The 20329-nt window shown below is 66.5% G+C and carries 21 protein-coding genes; 10 read left to right on the top strand and 11 right to left on the bottom strand.

Annotated elements, in window-relative coordinates:
* Nucleotides 1-130: 130 nt before the first annotated feature.
* A complete protein-coding gene (gene hrpA, locus ABGB08_RS28185; protein WP_347595700.1) occupies nucleotides 131-3967 on the bottom strand; it encodes an ATP-dependent RNA helicase HrpA in 3837 nt (1278 codons plus the stop codon).
* A gap of 60 nt (nucleotides 3968-4027) precedes the next feature.
* The gene (locus tag ABGB08_RS28180) at nucleotides 4028-4498 is read right to left on the bottom strand and encodes a winged helix-turn-helix domain-containing protein (RefSeq protein WP_347595697.1); all 471 of its coding nucleotides are present in this window, start codon (nucleotides 4496-4498) and stop codon (nucleotides 4028-4030) included.
* Between the two features lie 335 nt (nucleotides 4499-4833).
* Here ABGB08_RS28180 and ABGB08_RS28175 point away from each other — a divergent pair, with 335 nt between their 5' ends.
* Nucleotides 4834-5073 (top strand): hypothetical protein, encoded by a 240-nt coding sequence (locus ABGB08_RS28175; RefSeq protein ID WP_347595694.1) that lies wholly within the window; start codon nucleotides 4834-4836, stop codon nucleotides 5071-5073.
* 82 nt (nucleotides 5074-5155) lie between these two features.
* A complete protein-coding gene (locus ABGB08_RS28170) occupies nucleotides 5156-5332 on the top strand; it encodes a hypothetical protein (RefSeq protein WP_347595691.1) in 177 nt (58 codons plus the stop codon).
* 54 nt (nucleotides 5333-5386) lie between these two features.
* Here the strand turns inward: ABGB08_RS28170 and ABGB08_RS28165 are convergent, their stop codons facing one another.
* The 8 genes from ABGB08_RS28165 to ABGB08_RS28130 all read right to left on the bottom strand — a co-directional run bounded on the left by ABGB08_RS28165 (nucleotide 5387) and on the right by ABGB08_RS28130 (nucleotide 10809).
* A complete protein-coding gene (locus ABGB08_RS28165) occupies nucleotides 5387-6160 on the bottom strand; it encodes a serine hydrolase (protein WP_347595688.1) in 774 nt (257 codons plus the stop codon).
* Between the two features lie 711 nt (nucleotides 6161-6871).
* Nucleotides 6872-7174: a hypothetical protein gene (locus tag ABGB08_RS28160; RefSeq protein WP_347595685.1), complete on the bottom strand. Its 303-nt coding sequence runs from the start codon at nucleotides 7172-7174 to the stop codon at nucleotides 6872-6874.
* A 29-nt stretch (nucleotides 7175-7203) separates the two neighbouring features.
* Nucleotides 7204-8418, bottom strand: a complete 1215-nt coding sequence (locus ABGB08_RS28155; RefSeq protein ID WP_347595682.1) for an AAA family ATPase — start codon at nucleotides 8416-8418, stop codon at nucleotides 7204-7206.
* A 122-nt stretch (nucleotides 8419-8540) separates the two neighbouring features.
* Nucleotides 8541-8849 (bottom strand): PAS domain-containing protein, encoded by a 309-nt coding sequence (locus tag ABGB08_RS28150; RefSeq protein ID WP_347595679.1) that lies wholly within the window; start codon nucleotides 8847-8849, stop codon nucleotides 8541-8543.
* 82 nt (nucleotides 8850-8931) lie between these two features.
* Nucleotides 8932-9585 carry a GntR family transcriptional regulator gene (locus ABGB08_RS28145; protein WP_347595676.1) on the bottom strand — a complete coding sequence of 218 codons (654 nt, stop codon included), beginning with the start codon at nucleotides 9583-9585 and terminating at the stop codon, nucleotides 8932-8934.
* Complete coding sequence (locus ABGB08_RS28140) at nucleotides 9582-10079, bottom strand: hypothetical protein (protein ID WP_347595673.1); 498 nt, start codon at nucleotides 10077-10079, stop codon at nucleotides 9582-9584. The genes ABGB08_RS28145 and ABGB08_RS28140 overlap by 4 nt, the downstream gene beginning before the upstream one ends.
* Nucleotides 10076-10504 carry an ATP-binding protein gene (locus tag ABGB08_RS28135; protein WP_347595903.1) on the bottom strand — a complete coding sequence of 143 codons (429 nt, stop codon included), beginning with the start codon at nucleotides 10502-10504 and terminating at the stop codon, nucleotides 10076-10078. Before ABGB08_RS28135 ends, ABGB08_RS28140 begins: the two co-directional genes overlap by 4 nt.
* A 5-nt stretch (nucleotides 10505-10509) precedes the next feature.
* A complete protein-coding gene (locus ABGB08_RS28130; RefSeq protein ID WP_347595670.1) occupies nucleotides 10510-10809 on the bottom strand; it encodes a hypothetical protein in 300 nt (99 codons plus the stop codon).
* 251 nt (nucleotides 10810-11060) lie between these two features.
* On the opposite strand from ABGB08_RS28130, the gene ABGB08_RS28125 reads away from it, so the two are divergent.
* The 3 genes from ABGB08_RS28125 to ABGB08_RS28115 all read left to right on the top strand — a co-directional run bounded on the left by ABGB08_RS28125 (nucleotide 11061) and on the right by ABGB08_RS28115 (nucleotide 14072).
* Nucleotides 11061-12386, top strand: a complete 1326-nt coding sequence (locus tag ABGB08_RS28125) for a helix-turn-helix transcriptional regulator (RefSeq protein ID WP_347595667.1) — start codon at nucleotides 11061-11063, stop codon at nucleotides 12384-12386.
* A gap of 331 nt (nucleotides 12387-12717) precedes the next feature.
* Complete coding sequence (locus ABGB08_RS28120) at nucleotides 12718-13461, top strand: MerR family transcriptional regulator (protein WP_347595664.1); 744 nt, start codon at nucleotides 12718-12720, stop codon at nucleotides 13459-13461.
* Entirely contained in the window at nucleotides 13458-14072 is a 615-nt protein-coding gene (locus ABGB08_RS28115) for a hypothetical protein (RefSeq protein WP_347595661.1), read from the top strand. Before ABGB08_RS28120 ends, ABGB08_RS28115 begins: the two co-directional genes overlap by 4 nt.
* 162 nt (nucleotides 14073-14234) lie before the next feature.
* Here ABGB08_RS28115 and ppgK read toward each other — a convergent pair whose 3' ends face one another.
* Nucleotides 14235-14957, bottom strand: coding sequence for a polyphosphate--glucose phosphotransferase (ppgK, locus tag ABGB08_RS28110; RefSeq protein WP_347595658.1), 723 nt, complete (start codon nucleotides 14955-14957; stop codon nucleotides 14235-14237).
* A 162-nt stretch (nucleotides 14958-15119) separates the two neighbouring features.
* Here ppgK and ABGB08_RS28105 point away from each other — a divergent pair, with 162 nt between their 5' ends.
* The 5 genes from ABGB08_RS28105 to ABGB08_RS28085 form a co-directional block, all read left to right on the top strand.
* Entirely contained in the window at nucleotides 15120-16331 is a 1212-nt protein-coding gene (locus tag ABGB08_RS28105; RefSeq protein WP_347595655.1) for an ROK family transcriptional regulator, read from the top strand.
* Nucleotides 16328-17299 (top strand): sugar ABC transporter permease, encoded by a 972-nt coding sequence (locus ABGB08_RS28100; RefSeq protein ID WP_218041256.1) that lies wholly within the window; start codon nucleotides 16328-16330, stop codon nucleotides 17297-17299. Before ABGB08_RS28105 ends, ABGB08_RS28100 begins: the two co-directional genes overlap by 4 nt.
* The gene (locus tag ABGB08_RS28095) at nucleotides 17292-18098 is read left to right on the top strand and encodes a carbohydrate ABC transporter permease (protein WP_347595651.1); all 807 of its coding nucleotides are present in this window, start codon (nucleotides 17292-17294) and stop codon (nucleotides 18096-18098) included. The genes ABGB08_RS28100 and ABGB08_RS28095 overlap by 8 nt, the downstream gene beginning before the upstream one ends.
* 22 nt (nucleotides 18099-18120) lie before the next feature.
* On the top strand, nucleotides 18121-19392 hold the full coding sequence (locus tag ABGB08_RS28090) for a sugar ABC transporter substrate-binding protein (RefSeq protein WP_347595648.1): 1272 nt from the start codon (nucleotides 18121-18123) through the stop codon (nucleotides 19390-19392).
* Between the two features lie 80 nt (nucleotides 19393-19472).
* The coding region (locus ABGB08_RS28085) for a glycoside hydrolase family 15 protein (protein WP_347595645.1) at nucleotides 19473-20329 on the top strand (857 nt) is incomplete at its 3' end.

The following is a 20329-nucleotide window of genomic DNA, read 5'->3' as shown; positions in this document are numbered from 1 at the left end:
AAGGCAAACCCGATAGCCCTGATTAGGGCTGGCGCCTACACGGGCGCCAGCCCCTCTTGGCGCCGGGACGGCGAGGACCAGCGCGGGCGTGAACGGCGCCTGATAACGGCGGGCAACCTGGAACGGCTCCCTACAGCTGCTCCATCGCCCTTCTGATGCGTTTCTCCGAGACGGGGACGGGCGTGCCGAGTTGTTGGGCGAAGAAGCTGACGCGGAGTTCTTCGATCATCCAGCGGATGTCCTTGACGGCGGGGGCGTCGCGGCGGACGGGGGAAAGTTTGTCCACCAGGTCGCGGTAATCGTCTTCGATGTCGTGGACCTTGAACATCCATTCGCGGTCGCGGTGGGGGTCGTCGGGGAGTTTTTCGAGGCGGCGTTCGATGGCTTTGAGGTAGCGCTGGAGGTCGGGGAGGCGGGCGTGGCCGGTGGCGGTGACGAAGCCGGGGAAGACGAGGTTGCCTAGCTGGTCCTTGATGTCGGCCACGGCGTCGGCGGGGCCTTTGGTGGCGTTCTGGACGGTGTGCCAGAGGGCGAGCACGCGTTCGACTTTCGTGACGACGTCGTGGGTCGTCGCGTACAGGTCGGATCTGAGGTGGTCGTGGAGGCGGGTGAACGACTGCTCGTCCCAGGCGGGGCCGCCGGCGTCCTTGATGAGTTTGTCGGCGGCGCAGGCCGCGCAGTCGTCGAAGAGGGCGGTGGCGCTGCCGTGCGGGCTGCGGCTGAGAGCAAGTTTCTGGGTGGTGGTGAGGCCGCGAAGGATGGATTTGGCGGGGTTGAGGGTGCCGAGCAGGATTAGCCGCCGGGTGCCCGCCCACATGGCGCGCTCCTGCTCGGCCGGCGTCTCGAACATCCGGACCGCGACCGTGTCGCCGCGATCGACCAGCGCCGGATAAGCCCGCAATCGGCCTTGTTCGAACACCTTCGGCAGCGTCCCGATCGTCCAGGAGGTCAGGCCCTCGCGTTCCAGGCCGGTGGCGGCCTCGGAGAGGGTGGCTCGGAGTTTGGGCGCGAGCCGCCGTTTCAGCGCGTCGAGATCCTTGTCCTCGGCGACCGGCCGTTTGCGCTCGTCCACCACCCGGTAGGTCACGCGCAGGTGGTCGGGCACCTGCTCCATGCTCCACGCCTCCCGGGGTATCACCACCCCGGTCATTCGGTGCAACTCGCGCTCCAGCGCATCCAGGATCGGCTCGCTGCCCGGCGTCACCCGTTCCAGCACGGCTTTGGCGAAGTTGGGCGCGGGCACGAAGTTACGCCGCAGATGCTTGGGCAATGACCGGATCAGCGCGGTGATCAGATCTTCCCGCAGGCCGGGAATCTGCCAGTCGAAGCCCGCGCCGTTGACCTGGTTGAGCACCTGCAACGGCACGTGCACGGTGACGCCGTCGGCTTCGGTGCCAGGCTCGAACTGGTAGCTCAGCTTCATGCGCTGGCCGCTCTGCCGGATCACGTCCGGATAGTCGCGGGCGCTGACATCGGCGTTCTCGTTGACCAGCATGTCCGGCGAGAACGTGAGGATCGTCTTGTCGGGCGCTTTCTTCCACCAGCTGTCGAAATGCCGCCCGGACACCACCTCGGCCGGAATGCGCTGGTCGTAGAAGTCGAAGAGGGTCTCGTCGTCGACCAGGATGTCGCGGCGGCGAGCCTTCTCCTCCAGCTCCTCGACCTCCTGCAGGAGCTTCCGGTTCTCGTGGAAGAACGGATGATGCGTCCGCCAGTCGCCGTCCACCAGCGCGCGCCGGATGAACAGCTCGCGCGACAGTTCGGGATCGATCCGGCCGTAGTTCACCTTGCGCTCGGTGACAATGGGAACGCCGTAAAGGGTCACCTTCTCCAGGGCCATCACCGCGGCCTGGTCCTTCTCCCAGTGCGGCTCGCTGTAGGCGCGTTTGACCAGATGCTGCGCGAGCGGTTCGACCCACTCCGGCTCGATCTTGGCATTGACCCGCGCCCACAGCCGGGACGTCTCCACCAACTCTGCCGACATCACCCACTGCGGCTGCTTCCGGGCCAGCGCCGACCCAGGGAAGATCGCGAAGCGGGCGTTGCGGGCGCCGACATACTCGGTGAGCGGCCGCCGTTGCCCCGGTTGCTCCTTCTTGGCCACGTCCTTGACGCCGATATGCGACAGCAGCCCGGCCAGCAGCGACAGATGCACCCGCTGCGGGTCGGCGTCGGCGCTGTTGAGCGTGACGCCGAGGGTCTTGGCGACCTGCCGCAGCTGGCTGTCGATGTCCTGCCACTCGCGAACCCGCAGGTAGTTGAGGAACTCGGCCTTGCACAGCCGCCGGAACGCGCTGGAGGACAGCTCCTGCTGCTTCTCCCGCAGATACCGCCACAGGTTCAGATAGGTGAGGAAGTCGGATTCCTTGTCCGCGAACCTGCGGTGCTTCTCGTCGGCGGCCTGCTGCTTGTCGGCCGGACGTTCGCGCGGATCCTGGATCGACAACGCCGCCGTGATGATCATCACTTCGCGCACGCAGCCGTTCTGGTCGGCCTCCAGCACCATCCTGGCCAGCCGCGGGTCCACCGGCAGCTGCGCCAGCTTCCGCCCCAGCGGCGTCAGCCCGCCCTTCGCGTCCAGCGCCCCCAGCTCGTGCAGCAGGTTGACACCGTCCTTCACCTGCCGGCTGTCCGGCGGCTCCACGAACGGAAACGCCGCGATATCCCCCAGCCCGAGCGAGGTCATCTGCAGAATGACACTCGCCAGGTTGGTACGGAGAATCTCCGGATCCGTGAACTCCGGCCGCCCAACGAAATCCTCTTCGGCGTAAAGCCGGATGCACACTCCGTCGGACGTACGCCCGCATCGCCCCTTCCGCTGGTTGGCCGACGCCTGCGAGATCGGCTCGATGGGCAGCCGCTGCACCTTCAGCCGGTGGCTATACCGCGAAATACGGGCATTCCCAGGGTCGATCACATACTTGATGCCCGGCACCGTCAGCGACGTCTCAGCCACGTTGGTGGCCAGCACGATCCGCCGCCCCGTGTGCCGCTGGAACACCCGATGCTGCTCGCCCGCCGACAGTCGCGCGTACAACGGGAGGATCTCCTCGCGGCGGCCCTTCAACGCGTCGGCGGTGTCGCGGATCTCCCGTTCCCCGCTGAGAAAGACGAGAATGTCCCCTGCGCCTTCCCGGTTCAGCTCGTCGACCGCGTCCACGATCGCCTGCGTCTGGTCGTCCTGATCCTCGTCGATCGGGCGATACCGCACCTCTACTGGGTACGTCCGTCCGCTCACCTCCACGATCGGCGCGCCGCCGAAATGTTGCGAGAACCGTTCGGGGTCGATCGTGGCCGAGGTGATGACGACCTTGAGGTCGGGGCGTTGGGGCAGTAGCTGCTTGACGTACCCAAGAATGAAGTCGATGTTGAGGCTGCGTTCGTGGGCCTCGTCGATGATCAGTGTGTCGTACTGGGAGAGGAACCGGTCGGTTTGCATCTCGGCCAGCAGGATGCCGTCCGTCATCAGTTTGACCAGGGTGCCGTCGCTCGAATGGTCGGTGAACCTGACCTTGTAGCCGACCGCCTCCCCGAGCGGGATGTCCAGCTCCTCGGCGATGCGCTCGGCGACGGTCCTGGCCGCGATCCGGCGCGGCTGGGTGTGCCCGATCAGGCCGTGCACACCCCGGCCCAGCTCCAGGCAGATCTTCGGCAGCTGCGTGGTCTTGCCGGAACCGGTCTCGCCCGCGACGATCACGACCTGGTGGTCCCTGATCGCCGCCAGGATGTCGTCCTTGCGCTGGCTGACCGGCAGCTGGTCGGGATAGGTGAGCAGGGGAACGGCGGCGCGCCGGACCGCGACCCGCTGTTCCGCGACGTCGAGTTCGCCGGAGATCTGCGCGGCGATGGCCTGCCGGGCCTTCGGGTCGCGGACTTTGCGCATGCCGTCGAGGCGGCGGCCCAGCCTGCGCTGATCGCGCAACATCAGGTGGGGCAGGCGGCCCTGGAGGTCGGAGAGCGTATTCATTCCGTCCTCAAGGATAGGCAACCCGCCCCTGGGCACCGCCAATCGTTTTCTCCGGGCGCGTCAGCGGGGCGGAACTTGGTACTTGTAACCTACGTTGCGCACGGTGATGATCCGCTCCGCGTGCCGTCCGAGTTTGCGGCGCAGGCGAAGAATGTGCACGTCAATCGTGCGGGCGCTGTCATCGCCGTACCGGTCCCAGACGGCGGCCATGAGCTGTTTGCGGTTGTAGACACGGCCGGGCGCGGCGGCCAGATAGTCGAGCAGCTCGAACTCGCGGTAGGTCAGTTCGACCGCGGCGCCGTCCAGGCGGACGGTGCGGGTGTCACGGTCGATCTCCAGGTCGTCCCGGCGGCGCGGCGCCAGCTCGGGTTCCGCTCGCGATTCTGTACGCGGTGCGGAGACCAGATGGCTGACGATGACAAGCGCCGAATCGGTGCCGGGGACCGGGATGACACCGAGCACGGTGCCGTCGTCCACGATCGGTTCGTGAGCGGGACGCGGGACGAAGTCGATGACGTTCGCCTGGGACATCGGGATTCTCCTTTAGGTGCCTGGGTGATGTGGCCGACGGGGGTGCGCGGCATATCAACAGGCGGCGCTGCAGACGCGGAGCAGATCGATGTAGCGACGCTCGGTCAGGGCATCCATGGGTGAATCCTGGCATGAATAATTCATATTGTCCAGGTAGGAATTAAGGGGAAGCTCTTCGGCCCCGGGATCCCATGGTGGACACCTACCATCTCTCGACCAAAGAGATCTTGGCCTGCTAGCCGGAGACGCGACCCACGCAACCTGGTCGAACACGATTTCGCTCGTCTTCGCCGTAACCCGCAGAGATACTATGGGGAAGCTAAGGGAGGAATCACGTGGCGACTACCAGCATTCAGGTCGATGACAAGGCGCTGGCTGCGGCGGCTGACAGCCTCGGCATGGCGTTGATTCCCAAGTCTGATCTGGAAGACCTCCGGCGACTCAGAGACGCCGAGCAGCGGCGGGAGATCGCCCGGCAATTGCGGGATGCCAAGCGGGCGCTCGAGACCGGTGAGCTGTCTGAGTACACCCAGATGACCCGTGGCGACATCGAGCGGGGCGACCTGTTTGCCTGATCACATCTGGCTACCGGATAGCGCAAAGAAGATCCTCCGGGACTTGCCGTGGTCATACCGAAGCTCCACGCAACTGGCCATCATGGCTCTCCTGGACGATCCGATCCCACCCGATGCGCGCTCCTTCTACGTAGATGGCGAACCAGTCCCCGACGCGTACGAACTGGATGTGACCAGCCCTGAGGGCATCATCACCATCTACTACGTCGTCTCCGACGCACACATCATGATTCAAGTCCTCCGGGCGACCATGCTGTAGTCGAACGAACGGTAGGGACGCAGGATCCCCCCGCCCAACCCCAGCGGGAGGCCGTCATCCGGTCGCAAGCCGGGTATCGGGGCCGAAGGGCAGCGGCACGCACGGGTAGAGCCGGACCAGGCCGGGAAGCCGCCGGGACACGAGGGCGCTGACCTGTTCGATCGTGGCTATGCCGGTTTCCATGGTGGGCTGGATGTCGGATTGCACGGAGATCAGGAAATCCCGGCCCGGCCCGAAGACCCGGCCGTAGCTGGTCACCGCCCAGGTGTTGTCCACGAACGCGCGGGACGTCCAGCCGTTCTTGAGCGCGACCCGGTCCCCCGGCCGAGCTCCCGCGCTGATTCCCCACTTCTGCGCGGGCTCGACTTGCTCCATTAGAGCCAGCACATAGGCCCGGTCCTCCGGGGCGAGCCCCTGGCTGCCCTTGACCAGGGCGGTGAGCAGGCGTACCCGATCGGCTGGGCTGGTGGTGGTGCCGCCCCAGAAGTGGCTAGGGCCAGGCGCGGTATCGGTCAGGCCGAGTTGCCGGTAAGTGCTTTCCAGCCCGGCGGCCCCGCCAATCCGACGGTAAAGGTCATCTGCGGCAAGGTTGTCGCTGTGGCGGATCATGTCCTCGGCAGTGGCCTGCTCCGCAGCGGTGAGTTCCCGGTGCTCCGCCCGAGCCTGGCGCAACAGCGTGAGCAGGATGTCCACCTTGCTCCCGCTAGCAGTGATCTGATCCTTTCGGGTGGACTGATAACCAACGGTCGCCCCGGTAATCAGGTCCTTGACCATGACCATGACCGCGACCTGTCCGGGCCGATGGGCGACCAGGTCACCTAACTCCACAACCAGCTCACGCCGAGCTTCTTCCGCTGCCCTCTCATCCCTATACCGCGTGGTGCAGGGGGCGGCCACCACCGCACTCCCCGGCGCAAGATACGTCGCCCCCGACCCAGCCAACAGACCAACCAGAACATAGCGGACAAACCCTGACATGCGGGGAGGCTAGCGACCACACTGTACGTTTCCGATGCCCTTTGACCTAGTCGTAACGACAACGTTTCTCATGAGGGCATGCGGATCAGTGAACTCGCCACGCTGATCGAGCTCTTCAGGACCGCTGAACGGCCTCGATGGCTTCAAGCTGACGCTTCCGGCAGGCGCGCGATCATCGCAGACCATGACCGGCGCCCAGCGGGGCGTGTCGTGTTCAGGGGTGTGCGGGTTGACGCAGGTGTTCCGAGCAGCATCGGGTCGCATCACCGCACAATTGGCTCCACGATCGGTTCGACCCGACAGGATGCGCCAGGAGTCTCATTTCCCTGGCCTTCTCGAAGATCTCCGGCGCATCGGACTCTCGATATCTGCGACCCGAGCGACTGACCTCGTTCACGAGGATCCGCTTCGGGTCGGAGAGCCGACCTGTATCTCTGCCCCGGTATCTCGCCGGCAACTGCCAGTTCGCAACAAATGCGGCGAGCGCGTCAGGAAAAAGTAACAGCCACGCCTCCGTTTCCCACACTGCCAATACATAATGCGCGGAGCCCAGCGCCTTGTTCATCGCCTTTCCACGCGCTCGCGTAGTGCGGGATATTCGCTGCTATCCGCCCGGTCGAGATCCTCGTGCACAAAAACACAGGCGACCTCCGCGCCCTCCCGTGCGGCACGAGCGTTGACCAGCTTGCGCAATCGGTCGACCCGTTCGTCCAGTCGTTCGTTTCCTACCGCCCAGAATTTCATGCTGGGATTGATCTCGACCAGTCGTCCACGCATATCCGGGCAGTGCTCTTCGAGCAAGGTTCGCAGGCAGCGGCGATCATTGCTGTCCTCTCCGACCAGGACGACGACAGGGCGTTTCACGGCACGAGTCCGGGTGCCGCCGTTCCGGCTCACAGGTCACCCCCGAGCGCGCCGGAGAACCAGAGTTCACCAAGCGGCAGCCCTTCACTGGCCGCGACGATCTCTTTTACTTTCTCATTTGAGATCGCGGGTATGATCGAGGATCCGTCGGCTGATCGCTCGCACACGATGAGTTCATCCGGCGTCAGGCGGTTGGCGAATGCCGGAGAATGCGTCGCAATGAGGAACTGAGTGCGCCTGCTTTGTTCGCGTATACGATCAACCAGTAGCTCCAGGGCCTGTGGGTGAAGCCCGTGGTCGATTTCCTCGATGCACGTCAGCGCGGGAGGCCTCGGGTCGTAGAGAAGCGCCAGCAGGCTCAGCAGGCGGATCGTTCCGTATGAGGCGTCCGCGAGTTGGGTGGGGTCACGCAAGCCCCTTTCGCGTAGGACGACTACCACTTCACGGGCCGGGCCAGACGGGTGCTCGAAGTCGATGTCCTCCAACTGTGGCAGCACCGCGACGGCGTCTGCCACAAGAAATTCCCAGGCCTCCGTGGCGGCCAGCGAAAAGAGAGAGACAGCCAAGTTGGAGGCGTCCGAATCAATCGCGGAGAACATGGTACCCCGCACACGCGAAGGCTTGGCCGCTGCTTCTACGTCAATCTGCACTATTTTGAAAGAATCCAAGAAGTCGGCAAGTGAACGCACCTGCGCACCGCCCATCACGGGAGCCAGCCGAGAGAGAGTGGAAAGGCCACTGCTGAGGGGGCGGATACCCAGGGCGGCTTCACCGAGCGGCCTCTCATCAAGCCGGAAAGGAGGAGGCGCGTGTATTTCGCGCACCGAACCATCCGGTGCGAGCGTCTCCATCGATGCACTCGCCCCTTCCACCCGAGTCAATCTTCGGGTTCCGTCCGCAAAATCGAAAACGAACCGCTCTTCACGGGCCAGGGTGGGTCCAGTAAGTTTGAGCGTGTAATGGCCTGCCACAGCCTGTGCGTCCCAGGTGCCGCTAAGGTCTATCTGAAGAAAGTCATCAGTCCGGTCGCCACGGAACAGAAGCGACTCGAGACCGCCCCGACGTTCGAGTGCTGGCTCCAAGTCCGTTCTCACGATGTCGGCGAGGAATCGGAAGACTTCGAGCACATTCGTTTTTCCGGCGCCGTTCGGCCCGACCATCACGTTCACGGGCCCGAGCGGCAGCGTGATATCTCGCAGGCTTCGGAAGTTCCGCACCCGCAATTCCAGCAACCGATCGTCCACAACGTCCCACCTCTCCGCGAGTCACACGATCATCCTGCCGGAGTTCCCAGGCTCGAAGCGATATGGCAAGGGGCTCATCCCCACAGGCGCGGGGATGACCAAAGCGTAGTCGTTACTGTGGGTCATGCCCGCTCCACGCCAGGGAACGTCGCTGACGATCGGGCCCTCATGGGCGTTCGATCAGCTGGCAATCCTGTGCGGCACCGACGGGTCCGTGACCAGGTCTGCTTCCCAGACGCTTCGATCGCATCGGTCGTGCTCTCGTCCTCGATCATGCGGCGAAGCTGGGCCTGGATGCCGGTCACGTCCTCCGGGTGCAGGTAGTCGAAGATCGACTTGCAGGTCAGCTCGACCGAGTCGTAGCCGTAGGTCTCCTCGACGCCTGCGCTGATCTCCTGGACCGTGCTAGCCAGCTCGGTGGGAGAGTTCATGTCGCCCTCCTACGGATCTTCCCCCGGGAGAAGCCCAACACGGGGAAGCACAGGCACCGCCCGAGAGCAGCCTTACCACGGGCTAGCAAATCCACCCGCCTACGACCAGCTCCCCGCCGACCGGCGCGGACACTTCATCCCACCGGCGTAGATCCGGCGGTTCTTCCCCGGGCACGTCCTCAGCCCGGTCCGCACCGCAAGCGACCGTGATCATCTTGTGCCACAATCCGGGATCGGGCCACTGATCAGGCGGTGCCACGAAGGTCCCGCGCGGCCCACAGGAGAACGCCCAGCCCGCTTCCCGCAGCATCTTCACCGCGCGCCGGGCCGTACCCATACAGACCTCATGCTGCTTGCTCAGCGCGCCATGAGTGGGGATCGCCCGATTGGGCGGGTACACGCTGTTTTGGATCTGCGTGACCAGGTCGCGGGCGATCAGCACGTACGCGGGCATCGAATACGGCAAGGGTGGGACGCCCCAGTGCCCGACGAAGGTTCCCGTCCCCGGCACCGTGTACACCAGACCGCGCTCGCGCAGCTCCCGATGCACACGCCGCGCGGTCCCCCGGCAAATCCGATAGGCCCGCAGCAACTCGGTCTCGGTGGGAACCAACTCCCCCAACCCCAGCTCCCCGCGTTCGATCTGGTCCGCCACCAGATCGGCGATCTGCACATACAGCGGAACCGGACCGTCTCTGTCCAGCTGTGGCGTCCCCGCGCCGTGGACCTCCGTCATTCGCCGCCACCCTGGGCGGGCCACTCATCGGCCGGAGCCGCGAAGATGCCGTAGTGGGGAATGCTGTAGGCCCAGCCCAGATCCTCCAGGCGGTACCTGACCTCGGTTGCCACCTCGCGGGAGATCCCGAACCCGCTCCGCAGCTGTTCCTGGGTGGCCACCCGCTCATGCACGGCGATCTCACCGGCCCGGATCCGCCTGACCAGCACGCCGACGACCTCCGCGATCCGCCGCTCAATGGGCGGTGTCCACTTCGACGGCCACTGCGCATCCGGCGGCCCGACGACCAGGACCCGGCGGCGGGTCATGTGGGCCAGCCGCCGCTTCTGGAGCTGACGCCAGATCCAGGACGCCTGCGCGGGCTGAATGCTGTGCGTGTCCCGTAGTTCGGCCTCCGTGGGCACCGGCGCACCCGGCGCAAGCTCACCACTGGTGATCCGCCCGGCCAGCTCATCGGTGACCCGCTGGACCAAAATCCACGCCCACGCGGTCACCGGGCCACCTCACACCACACCATCCGGCCGGACCCGTCGTCCTGCCAGCCCCACCGGCGAGCGATCTGCTCCACCAGCCGCAGACCATGCCCATCGGCGGCCGGCACTCCGCCGTCGAGCCCGTCACCTATTCCGTGGACTCGGGGCACGTCCCGGACCTGCGGCGTGCTCGCCTCCGACCCCTCGTCGGTCACCTCCAGCCGCACGGCCCCGTCACCGCAGTCGATCACCGCGACCTCCACCCGGCCGCCCGGCATTCCGGACCTGGAGTGCTTGAGCGCGTTTCCCAGCAGCTCCGATACCAGCAGCAGCGCATCCGCCGGCTCGCCGACGCCCTCCCGCTTCAGCAGCGCCCGCACGAGTGCACGCCCGAACGTGACCGAGAACGCCTCACCCGGCAGGACAAACGACCCCATCACCCGCATGACCGTCACCGCGACACCGCCCGCAGGGTGCGATTCACCGGGTCGGCATCTGCTGCCCATACGGTGTGGGCATCCACAGTGCGAGCACCCACGGTGTATCGCCAGCCAGCGGTCTCCTTGCGTATCGCCACCCGTACGACTCCGCTGGCACCGCCCGGCATCTCCAGGACCGCGTACTCCCCGCGCCGTCCCGGCAGCCGCAGCATGCAGGACACCCCCTGCCCATTAAGCGCGAACGCCGGCCGCGCCAGATGGGCGAACCGCTCACGCCGTGGTTCCTCCCGCAGCCGCACCGCATCCGTCACCGGGCGCCGCTCCTCCTGGCGGACTGCTCGACGGTATTTGCGATCGACCGCAGCTCTAAACTTCCTCACGATCGCACCTCGCTTGCGATCAGGGCTCGGCTGATCGTGCCAGCGACAGCCGAGCCGCTTACGTTCTCCGGGAATTCGCCTATTGCAATGCCATAATTGGCCTGCCACAAAGAACGGGAAAGACAAATAGCGTGTCATGGGCCAATGACACGCCGTGACACGATCACAAAGGGATGACAGGGATGACCACATCCAGCCCGAAGTCCAACCCGATCGACCCGAATCAGTCGCCCTGGCATCTGTTCGGCTTCGCCCTCCGCCACTGGCGCGAACAGGTACGCGGCATCCACCTGCGCCCCCTCGCCGAGGAAATCCACTGGAGCTACTCCCTCCTGGCCAAATGGGAACGCGGGGAACAACAACCACACGCCGACGCGGTCAAAACCCTGGATGCCAGGCTCGGCGCGGATGGTTACCTAGTGGCTCTGCACACCGCTGCAGAAGAGCTGGATCGCCTGCGGCGCAATACCCTCAATACAGCCTCCCCCGCTCACAGCAAGGATGAGGACATGGAACGCCGACGCCTTTTGCAGCTTGCCGCCGCAAGCGCTGGGATCGGAGTGCTCGGCGCGGCAGGCGAGCCGGTACGCCAGCTACTCGACTTGTCTTTCGGCGATCAGCATCGCAGCGTCGAAGACTGGGAACTCGCCTGTGCCGACCACCTGCACGCGATCAACACCCGGCCCGCCGACCAAGTTCACAACGATCTCCTCGCCGACCTGTCGGAAATACAGCGACAGCTGCACACCGCCGGCGACAACGACCGTATCGAACTGAACCGCGTCACCGCCGTGCTCGCCGCCTTCCACGCCAGCGTCCTGGTCCGCCTCGGGGAACCAGGCTCCGCGCTGCGCTGGTACCGCACCGCCCGCACCGCCGCCGACGCGACCAACGACCTCGACCTGCGCTTGAGAATCCGCGCCCACGAAGCGGGACATAGCGAGTTCGGCTTGCACGATCCGACCACCGCCCTGCGCCTGATCCACAGCGCCCAGCAGATCAACGGCACGCCCGCCCATCCCTCGGTCGGCCAGGCAACCCTGCTCCGCGCACAGGCCAAAATATTGGCCCTGCTGGGCCGCCACGACGAAGCCCGCCGCACCCTACAAGCCCTTATCGATCTGGTCGAGACAAGTCAGCTACCTGTCGTCCTCGGATTCTGGGACTCCTCGTTTAACCCCGTCCATTTCACGGCAAGTCAGGTCTTCTCGGCTGCGGGCAACGAAACCGAGGCCAGCCAGGCGCAGGAACACACGCTCGCGAGCAACCCTCACGGCTACCACACCCCGATCAACCTGCGCCTGCACACCGCCTGGTGCACCGTGGTCAACGGCGGCGTCGATGAGGGAATCCAACAGGCCGCGACAGTGATCGACCCATTGCCGGACGCCTACCGCAACATCATGATCATGGAGACAGCGCGGCGAGTCCTCGACGCCGTACCCCTTCCGCAACGGGGACGCCCGGTAGTAGAGGAGTTCCGCGAGGTGCTAGCCGTCAGCGCCTAAGCACAGGTCGCATGATTCTGATCGTGATACTTCGCGTGAGACTCGCGCGCACGTATCTAGGTGCTTCTCCGATGTGTCCAATGAAGATCAATAACCTCTATATAGCAGGTCAAGACCACTTTCTGTGTACTTTGAGGTCTCCGGATGCCCCTGGGTACCGAGATCAGTCCCGGGAAATTCATGTCGGCTATGCCTCGTGCCGTGGTGGAAGTTTCGTTCGTGTGCCTTGGTAGCACAGACGTCGACCAGCCTTCGAGGAGATCGGGGACGCCGTTTGAAGCGTGCGAGAAGCGTTTGACCTTGTCGTAGCGTCAACGTTTCTAATGGGGGCATGCGGATCGGCGAGCTCGCCGCACTGGTCGGGATCTCCACCCGCGCTGTGCGCCACTACCACCACCTGGGGCTTCTCCCCGAGCCGGTACGGCTGGCCAACGGTTACCGTGACTACGGTCTCCGTGACGCGGTCACCCTGGCCAGGATTCGGCGGCTGGCCGAGCTCGGTCTCTCCCTTGACGAGATCCACGATGTCTTGGCCGACGACCAGGGTAAGGAACTGCGCGAAGTCCTCGTCGGGCTCGACGCCGACCTGGCCCGACAGCAGGACATGATCGCCGCGCGCCGGGCTCGCCTGGCCGCGCTGCTGACCGAGCCTGATCTCACCCCCGAATCGGCGGTCTCCCCCGAACTGGCGGCGGTGCTCCGCGACCTGACCGCCAGCGGGTCGAGTTTCGCCACTCTCGACCGGAAACTCCTGGCTCTCATGGACACGGTCGCGACACCCGCCGACCGCGACCAGGTCCTGGACCTGGTCCGTCCCCTCATCGAGCCCGATGCCCTCGCCCGCAGCCACGATCTCTACGCCTGCCTCGACGACCTGGCCGACGCCGACCCGGCCGACCCCCGTGTCGCTGCCCTCGCCGCCGACCTGATCGCCCTCATTCCCGCCGACATGGCCGCCGCGATGATCGCCCATTCCGACGCCGGCTGGCAGGGCTGGATGTTCGACGAGGCCACCCCCGCCCAAGCCGAGGTCTTCCGCCTGGCCGTGATCACCCTGACGGAGCGCACTCAATGATCGCAATCATCCGCAGAATCGCTGGATTCGACGCGAAGGGCATGGTCAGCCTGGTCCTCTGGGCGCTCCGCCGCCGCAACGGCGTTCCGCCCGGCTCGGTCGAGATCGCGTACGCAAAAGAGCAGACCACCACATTCGTCATCCTGCTGATCCTGATGGCCGTGGAAACGGTCGTCATCGACGTGATCCTCCGCGCCATCGAAGCCCCCGAGGCGCTGCGTCTCCCCATCCTTTTTCTCGACCTCTACGGCATCCTCATCGGCCTTGCGGTCATGGCCGCCTGCGTCACCCGCCCCCACGTGGTAACCGCCACCGAACTACGGCTCCGCTACGGCGCCTTCTTCGACGTGCGCATCCCCCGCGAGCAGTTCGCCACCATCCGCCTGTCCCGCAACTACAACGAGACCAGCATGGTCACCGTCACCGGAACCCGCCTCAGCCTGGCCGTCTCCTCCCAAACCAATGTGATCGTCAACCTGACCGACCCGATCACCATCACCCGCCCCCTCGGCCGCAAGGCCCAGGTCACCACCATCCGCTTCTTCGCCGACAACCCCACCCTGGCCCTCACCGAGTTAAGCCCCAGAAATTCGGACGCCCCGGCCAAATGAACGCTCACAAAAGGCCCAAGGCTGGGGAGTGCTCACCCAGCGGCGGCTACCGGCACCAAGTCTGCCCGAAGGCAAACTCGTAGCCCTGATTAGAGGATAGGACGCCATGAGCGACCCGCCTCATAGCCGCTCGTCGCCAACGCCGATCTGGATGGAGGCGGGTCACTTCTCGGTGGCGGCTAGGGCGGCGCCGACGATGCCGGCCTCGTTGAGGAGCATGGCCGGGAGGATCGGGGTGTTGATGGTGACGTCCGGGAGGAACTTCTTGGCCTTCTTGCTGACTCCCCCGCCGATGATGATCAGATTCGGGGAGAGCAGGCGTTCCATCTGGAGGAGGTACTCCTCGACGCGGCCGGCCCAGATGCCCCAGCTGAGTTCCTTCTCTGCGCGGGCCTGGTCGGAGGCGCGGGCTTCGGCGTCCTTGCCGCGGATCTCGATGTGGCCGAACTCGGTGTTGGGGACCAGTTTGCCGCCGGTGAACAGGGCGCTGCCGATGCCGGTGCCGAAGGTGAGGACCAGGACCACGCCCTGGTGGCCCTGACCGGCGCCGAAGGTCATTTCGGCGATGCCGGCGGCGTCGGCGTCGTTGAGCACGTGGGTGTTCTTGCCGAAGAGGGCGCGGCCGTCGACGCCGACCCAGGAGCGGTCGACGTTGGCGGCGGTACGGATCTCTCCGTTGATGATCACTCCGGGGAAGGTGATGCCGATCGGGCCCTTCCAGGAGAAATGTTTGATGATCTTCTGGACCACGTCGGCCACCGCGTCCGGCGTGGACGGCTCGGGGGTCGGGATGCGGTAGCGGTCTTCGACCAGTTCGCCCGTCTTGGTGTCCACCGGGGCGCCCTTGATGCCCGACCCGCCGATGTCGATGCCGAGTACGTTCATGCTCTTCACCGTTACCCGCGGAAGGCCTGGTCACTCCCCCTGGACCGCCACGGCTCAGATGGTCACATTTCCGGAAATGTCGTTGTGCACCCTCTTGACGGGGTTTCCCGGTCGGGAATATCTTCACATCCGAATTTACTACCAAAGAAAGTCTACCTCCCCATGGCCGTACAGCGGTACAGCACAGACCGAGGCGATCTCACCCGGACGGCGATCCTGGCCCTGCTGGGCACGGTGGGACCGCTGAGCCGGACCGAGATCGCCCGCCAGCTCGACCTCAGCCCGGCCACCGTCACCCAGCTCACCCGCGAGCTGATGGGGCACGGGATGCTGGAGGAGCTGGAGCTGGAGCCGTCCCGGGGCGGTCGCCCGGCGCAGAAGCTGGGGCTGATCGGGAGCGCGGGGCGGGCGCTGGGGGTCAAGGTGACCACCGACCACCTGGTGATCGTCGACGTACGGCTGGACGGCGAGGTGCTCGGCGCCTGGGAGCGCCCGGTGGACACCACGTCGCCGCGCGCGCTGGACGACCTGGTGGACGCGGTCGCCGACGCGGTGTCGCAAATCGCGGCCGATCCCCCGCTGCTCGGCATCGGGGTCGGGGTGCCCGGCAGCGTCGAGGACCAGGCGATCGGCACGGTGAACGCGCCGACGCTGGGCTGGCAGGCGACCCCGGTGGGAGACCGGCTACGCCGCCGGCTGGACCTCCCGGTGCTGGTCGAGAACGACGTCAACGCGCTGGCCGCCGCCGAACGCCTGTACGGCAGGGGCCGTACCCACCGTGACTTCCTGGTGCTGACCATCGGGCGCGGGGTGGGCGCGGCGATCGTCACCGACGGGCGGGTCTACCGGGGGGCCAGGGGTGGCGCCGGGGAGTTCGGGCACGTGCCGATGCTCGCGGCGGGGCCGGTTTGCGGGTGCGGGAACCAAGGGTGCCTGGAGTCCCTGGTGGGGGCGGCTGGGCTCGTGGGCGCAGCTCGTACCCGGATGGAGTTGCCCGAAGACGCGGGCGTCGCGGACATCGGGCGGGCGGCGGCGGGTGGGGACGCGGTGGCGCGGGCGGTGTTCGCCGAGGCGGGAGCCGTGCTGGGGCGGGCCGCGGCCGGGCTGATCAACGTGGTGGATCCTGAGGTGGTCGTGGTGCTCGGGGAGGGGACCGCGGACTGGGCGTACTGGCAGGTGGGGTTCGACCCGGCGATTCGCGCGCATCTGTATCCGGGGCGGCGGGACATCTCGGTCGAGGTCGAGAGCTGGGATGACACCAGCTGGGCGCAGGGGGCGGCGGCGCTGGTGCTGGCGACGCCGTTCGACGCGGCGGGGGCGGCGGGCGAGCAGGGCCGGCTGGTCCGGGCCCGGCTGATCGGCTCGACACCATGACCGGCGCGAAAACAGCAGAAGTCAGCGCGAACCCCACGGGGAAGGCCGCGAGCAGCGCCCCGGCGCACGCCCGGCCGCGTGCCGTGGGTCCGCGCCGTTCCCGGTTGAGGTACGCGGGCACGGTGGCCCTCTTCCTGCTGCCCAGCGCCATCCCGCTGACGCTGTTCACGCTGATCCCGATGGCGGGGTCGCTGTGGACCAGCCTGCACGAGTGGAACCTGATCACCCCGATGCGCTGGGTGGGCCTGGACAACTACGTCGAACTGCTCGGCGAGGACCGGACCCTGGCCGCGTTCGGGCACACGCTCTACTTCATCGCCGGTTACCTGCCGCTCGTGTACGCCGGTGGGTTCGGCCTGGCGTTGCTGCTCAACCGGGCGATGCGCGGCCGGAACGTGCTGCGCGCCATCTACTTCCTGCCGGTGGTGACCAGCTGGGTGGTGGTGGCGCTGATGTGGAAGTGGCTGCTCAACCCGGCCAGCGGGGTGGTGAACTGGCTGATCGGCCTGGTCGGTCTGGAAGGGCCCGGCTGGTGGACGGATCCGAACTGGGCGATGCCGTCGATCATCCTGGCCTCGGCCTGGAAGGACCTCGGCTTCGTCATGATCATCCTGCTGGCGGGCCTGCAGGCGATCCCGCAGGAGTACCGCGACGCCGCACGAGTCGACGGCGCGACCGGCTTCAAGAGCTTCCGTTACATCACGCTCCCGCTGCTCTCCCCCTCGACCTTCTTCGTCGTGGTGATCTCGCTCATCAACGGCTTCCAGGTCTTCGACCAGGTGCACGTGATGACCGGCGGCGGCCCGGCCGGCGCCACCACGGTGGTGGTCGAGCAGATCTACGACCTCACCTTCAGGTACGGCAGGGCGGGCGCCGCCTCCGCCCTCTCCTGGCTGCTGTTCGCGGTCATCCTGATCGTGACGTTGATCCAGATCCGGGCCCAGCGCCGGTGGGTGAACTATGGGTAAGGTCCTGCGCGCGATCCCGGTGCTGCTCGGCGCGCTGGTGATGCTGTTCCCGTTCGCGTGGACGGTGGTCACCTCGCTCACCCCGGACGGCGCGCTGCTGGTCTCGCCGCCCGACTTCACGCCGGATGGCGCGGGCCTGGACGCCTACCGGCGGCTGCTGGAGGCGATGCCGTTCTGGCGGATCGTGTTCAACAGCGCCTGGCTCGCCGTCGCCTCCACCGTGCTCCAGCTGGTGACCAGCTCCATGGCCGCGTACGCCTTCGCCCGGTTGCCGTTTCCCGGCCGGAACGCGCTGTTCGCCGTCTACCTGGCCACGTTGATGGTACCGATGCAGGTCCTGGTCGTGCCGCTGTTCCTGGAGATGCGGGCGTTCAACCTGGTGGACACCTACTTCGCGGTGCTCGCCCCGACGGTCGCCTCCGCGTTCGGCGTCTTCCTGCTGCGGCAGGCGATCGCGCAGGTGCCGCGCGAGTTCGACGAGGCGGCGGTGCTGGACGGCGCGGGGCATCCGCGGGTGTTCGCCTTCGTGATCCTGCCGCTGATCCGGCCCGCGCTCGCCACCTTCGCCATCTTCGGCTTCATCGCCAGCTGGAACGCCTACCTGTGGCCGCTGGTGATCATCAGGTCGCCGGAGTTCATGACCATCCCGCTCGGGCTGGCCTCCCTGCACGGCCAGTTCACCACCGAGTGGAACGTGGTGATGGCGGGTTCGGTGGTCAGTGTCGTACCGATCCTCATCCTTTATCTCTTCGCCCAGAAACACGTCATCGCCAGCGTCGCGCAGTCCGGCCTCAAGTAATCCCCCCACGGAGGTACCACCCATGAAAAGAACCACGAAGGCCGCGGCGGCGTTGCTCACCGCGGTGCTGGCCACCGCCTGCGCCCAGGGCTCGGCCACCCGGGACACCGGCACCGCGCCGGACGGCAAGGTGACGTTGCGCTACTTCACCTTCTCCGCCGCCCCCGACCACGTCGCCGACCTCGACACGATCGTGGCCGCGTTCGAGAAGGAGAACCCGCGCATCGACGTCGTCGTGGAGACGGCGCCGTTCGCGGACTACTTCACCAAGCTCCAGACCAGCATCGCCGGGAACACCGCCCCCGACACCTTCGAGCTCAACTACGAGAACTTCGTCACTTACGCCAGCGCGGGCTCCCTGCTCGACCTGGGCACCGCCGCCGCCGGCGACGACTACCAGCCCTCGGTGTACGCGGCTGAGTCGCTGAAGGCGTTCACCCACGGTGGCAAGCAGTTCGCCCTGCCCGCCTCGTTCTCGACGGTCGTGCTCTTCTACAACAAGTCGCTGTTCGACGCGGCCGGGCTGCCCGCGCCCACCGCCGACTGGACCTGGGCGGAGGAGAAGGCCGCCGCCGCCAAACTGACCGACAAGAAGAAGGGTGTGTACGGAGATTTCCAGCCGGTGCAGTTCTTCGAGTTCTACAAGACCCTCAAGCAGGCGGGCGGCGAGTTCCTGACCGCCGACGGGAAGAAGACCGCGTTCAACAGCCCTGAAGGGGTGAAGGCCGCGACCTGGCTGGTGGACAAGGTGGGTAACACCATGCCCACCGAGGCCGAGATCGGTGGCACGGCTGACTACGACACCAACCTGTTCAAGTCAGGCAAGCTCGCGATGTGGCACAACGGCATCTGGCAGTTCGCCGGGATGGCCGACGCGCCGTTCGAGTGGGATGTCGTGGTCGAGCCCGGCGACCAGACCAAGGCCAGCGCGGTCTTCCACAATGCCATCGCCGCGTCCGCCACCACCAAGCATCCGGCCGAGGCCTGGGCGTGGTCGCGCTTCCTGACGTCCTCCCAGACCGCGGCCACCACCCGGATCAAGGCCTCCTGGGAGCTTCCGCCTATCTCCGACCAGGCGACCCTCGCGGGCTACCTGGACAACACGGCGAAGCCCGCCAACCGCCAGGCGGTCTTCGACTCGCTTAAATCGATAGCGTTGCCGCCCGTTATCGCCCGCCAGCAAGAGATGCAGGACGCGATGACCGAAGAGTTGAGCAACGCCGCCGCCGGTCGCAAGTCGGTCCAGCAGGCGCTGACCGACGCCGCCGCCACCATCGACGGCCTGCTCGGCTGAGGATCCGACCGTGAACGCAGGAAGCCACCCGTTGACTGACGCCGCCACCATCGACGGCCCGCCCCGCTGAGGATCCGACCGTGAACGTAGGAAGCGAGCTGACGCACGCAGATCTGGCCCGTCTGGCACAGCACAGCGTCGACCTGATCGACCGGCATCAGTCGCCCTCGGGGGCCTACCCAGCCAGTCCCACCTTCTCCGCCTACCAGGGCTACGCCTGGCTCCGCGATGGCGCCTTCATCGCCGAAGGCATGAGCCGCGTCGCCGACCCCGCGGGCCCGAGCGCCTTCCACGCGTGGTGCGCCCGCGTGGTCGGCGCCCGGGCCGCCCAGGTCACCGACCTCACCAACCGCGCCTCCCGCGGCCTCCCCGTCACCCCCGCCGACATGCTCCCCACCCGCTTCACCCTCGACGGCTCCAACGGCACCGACGCCTGGTGGGACCACCAACTCGACGGCTACGGCACCTGGCTCTGGTCCCTCTATCTCCACCTAAACCGCCACTCCACCGACATCCCCGGCACCCGCGAGGCCATCCGCATCGCCACTCACTACCTCACCACCTTCTGGCACCACCCCTGCTACGACTGGTGGGAAGAACACGTCGACCAACGCCACGTGTCCACACTGGGCGCGATCCATGCGGGCCTCCGCGCGGCCATCGCCCTCGGTGCCCTGACCCGCCCCCTCACCGAAGCCGCCGAAGAGGCCATCCAGGGCATCTCCACCTTGGTCGCGAAAGAGGGAGTAGTGGGGTCGACCACGGCTCCAGGAAGCGTGGCTGGTCAGACCACGACTCCGGAGGGCGGAACCGATCAGACCACAGCTCCGCAGAGCGTGACCGGCCAGGCCACAGCTCCGCAGAGCGTGACCGATCAGACCACGACACCAGAGGGCGTGGCCGGTCACGCCACAGAGAAAGAAGGGTGGGTGGGTGG

It is taken from the genome of Acrocarpospora sp. B8E8, from assembly GCF_039871605.1.
Classification (GTDB): Bacteria; Actinomycetota; Actinomycetes; order Streptosporangiales; family Streptosporangiaceae; genus Acrocarpospora; species Acrocarpospora macrocephala.
This window is presented reverse-complemented; position numbering and strand designations above follow the sequence as displayed.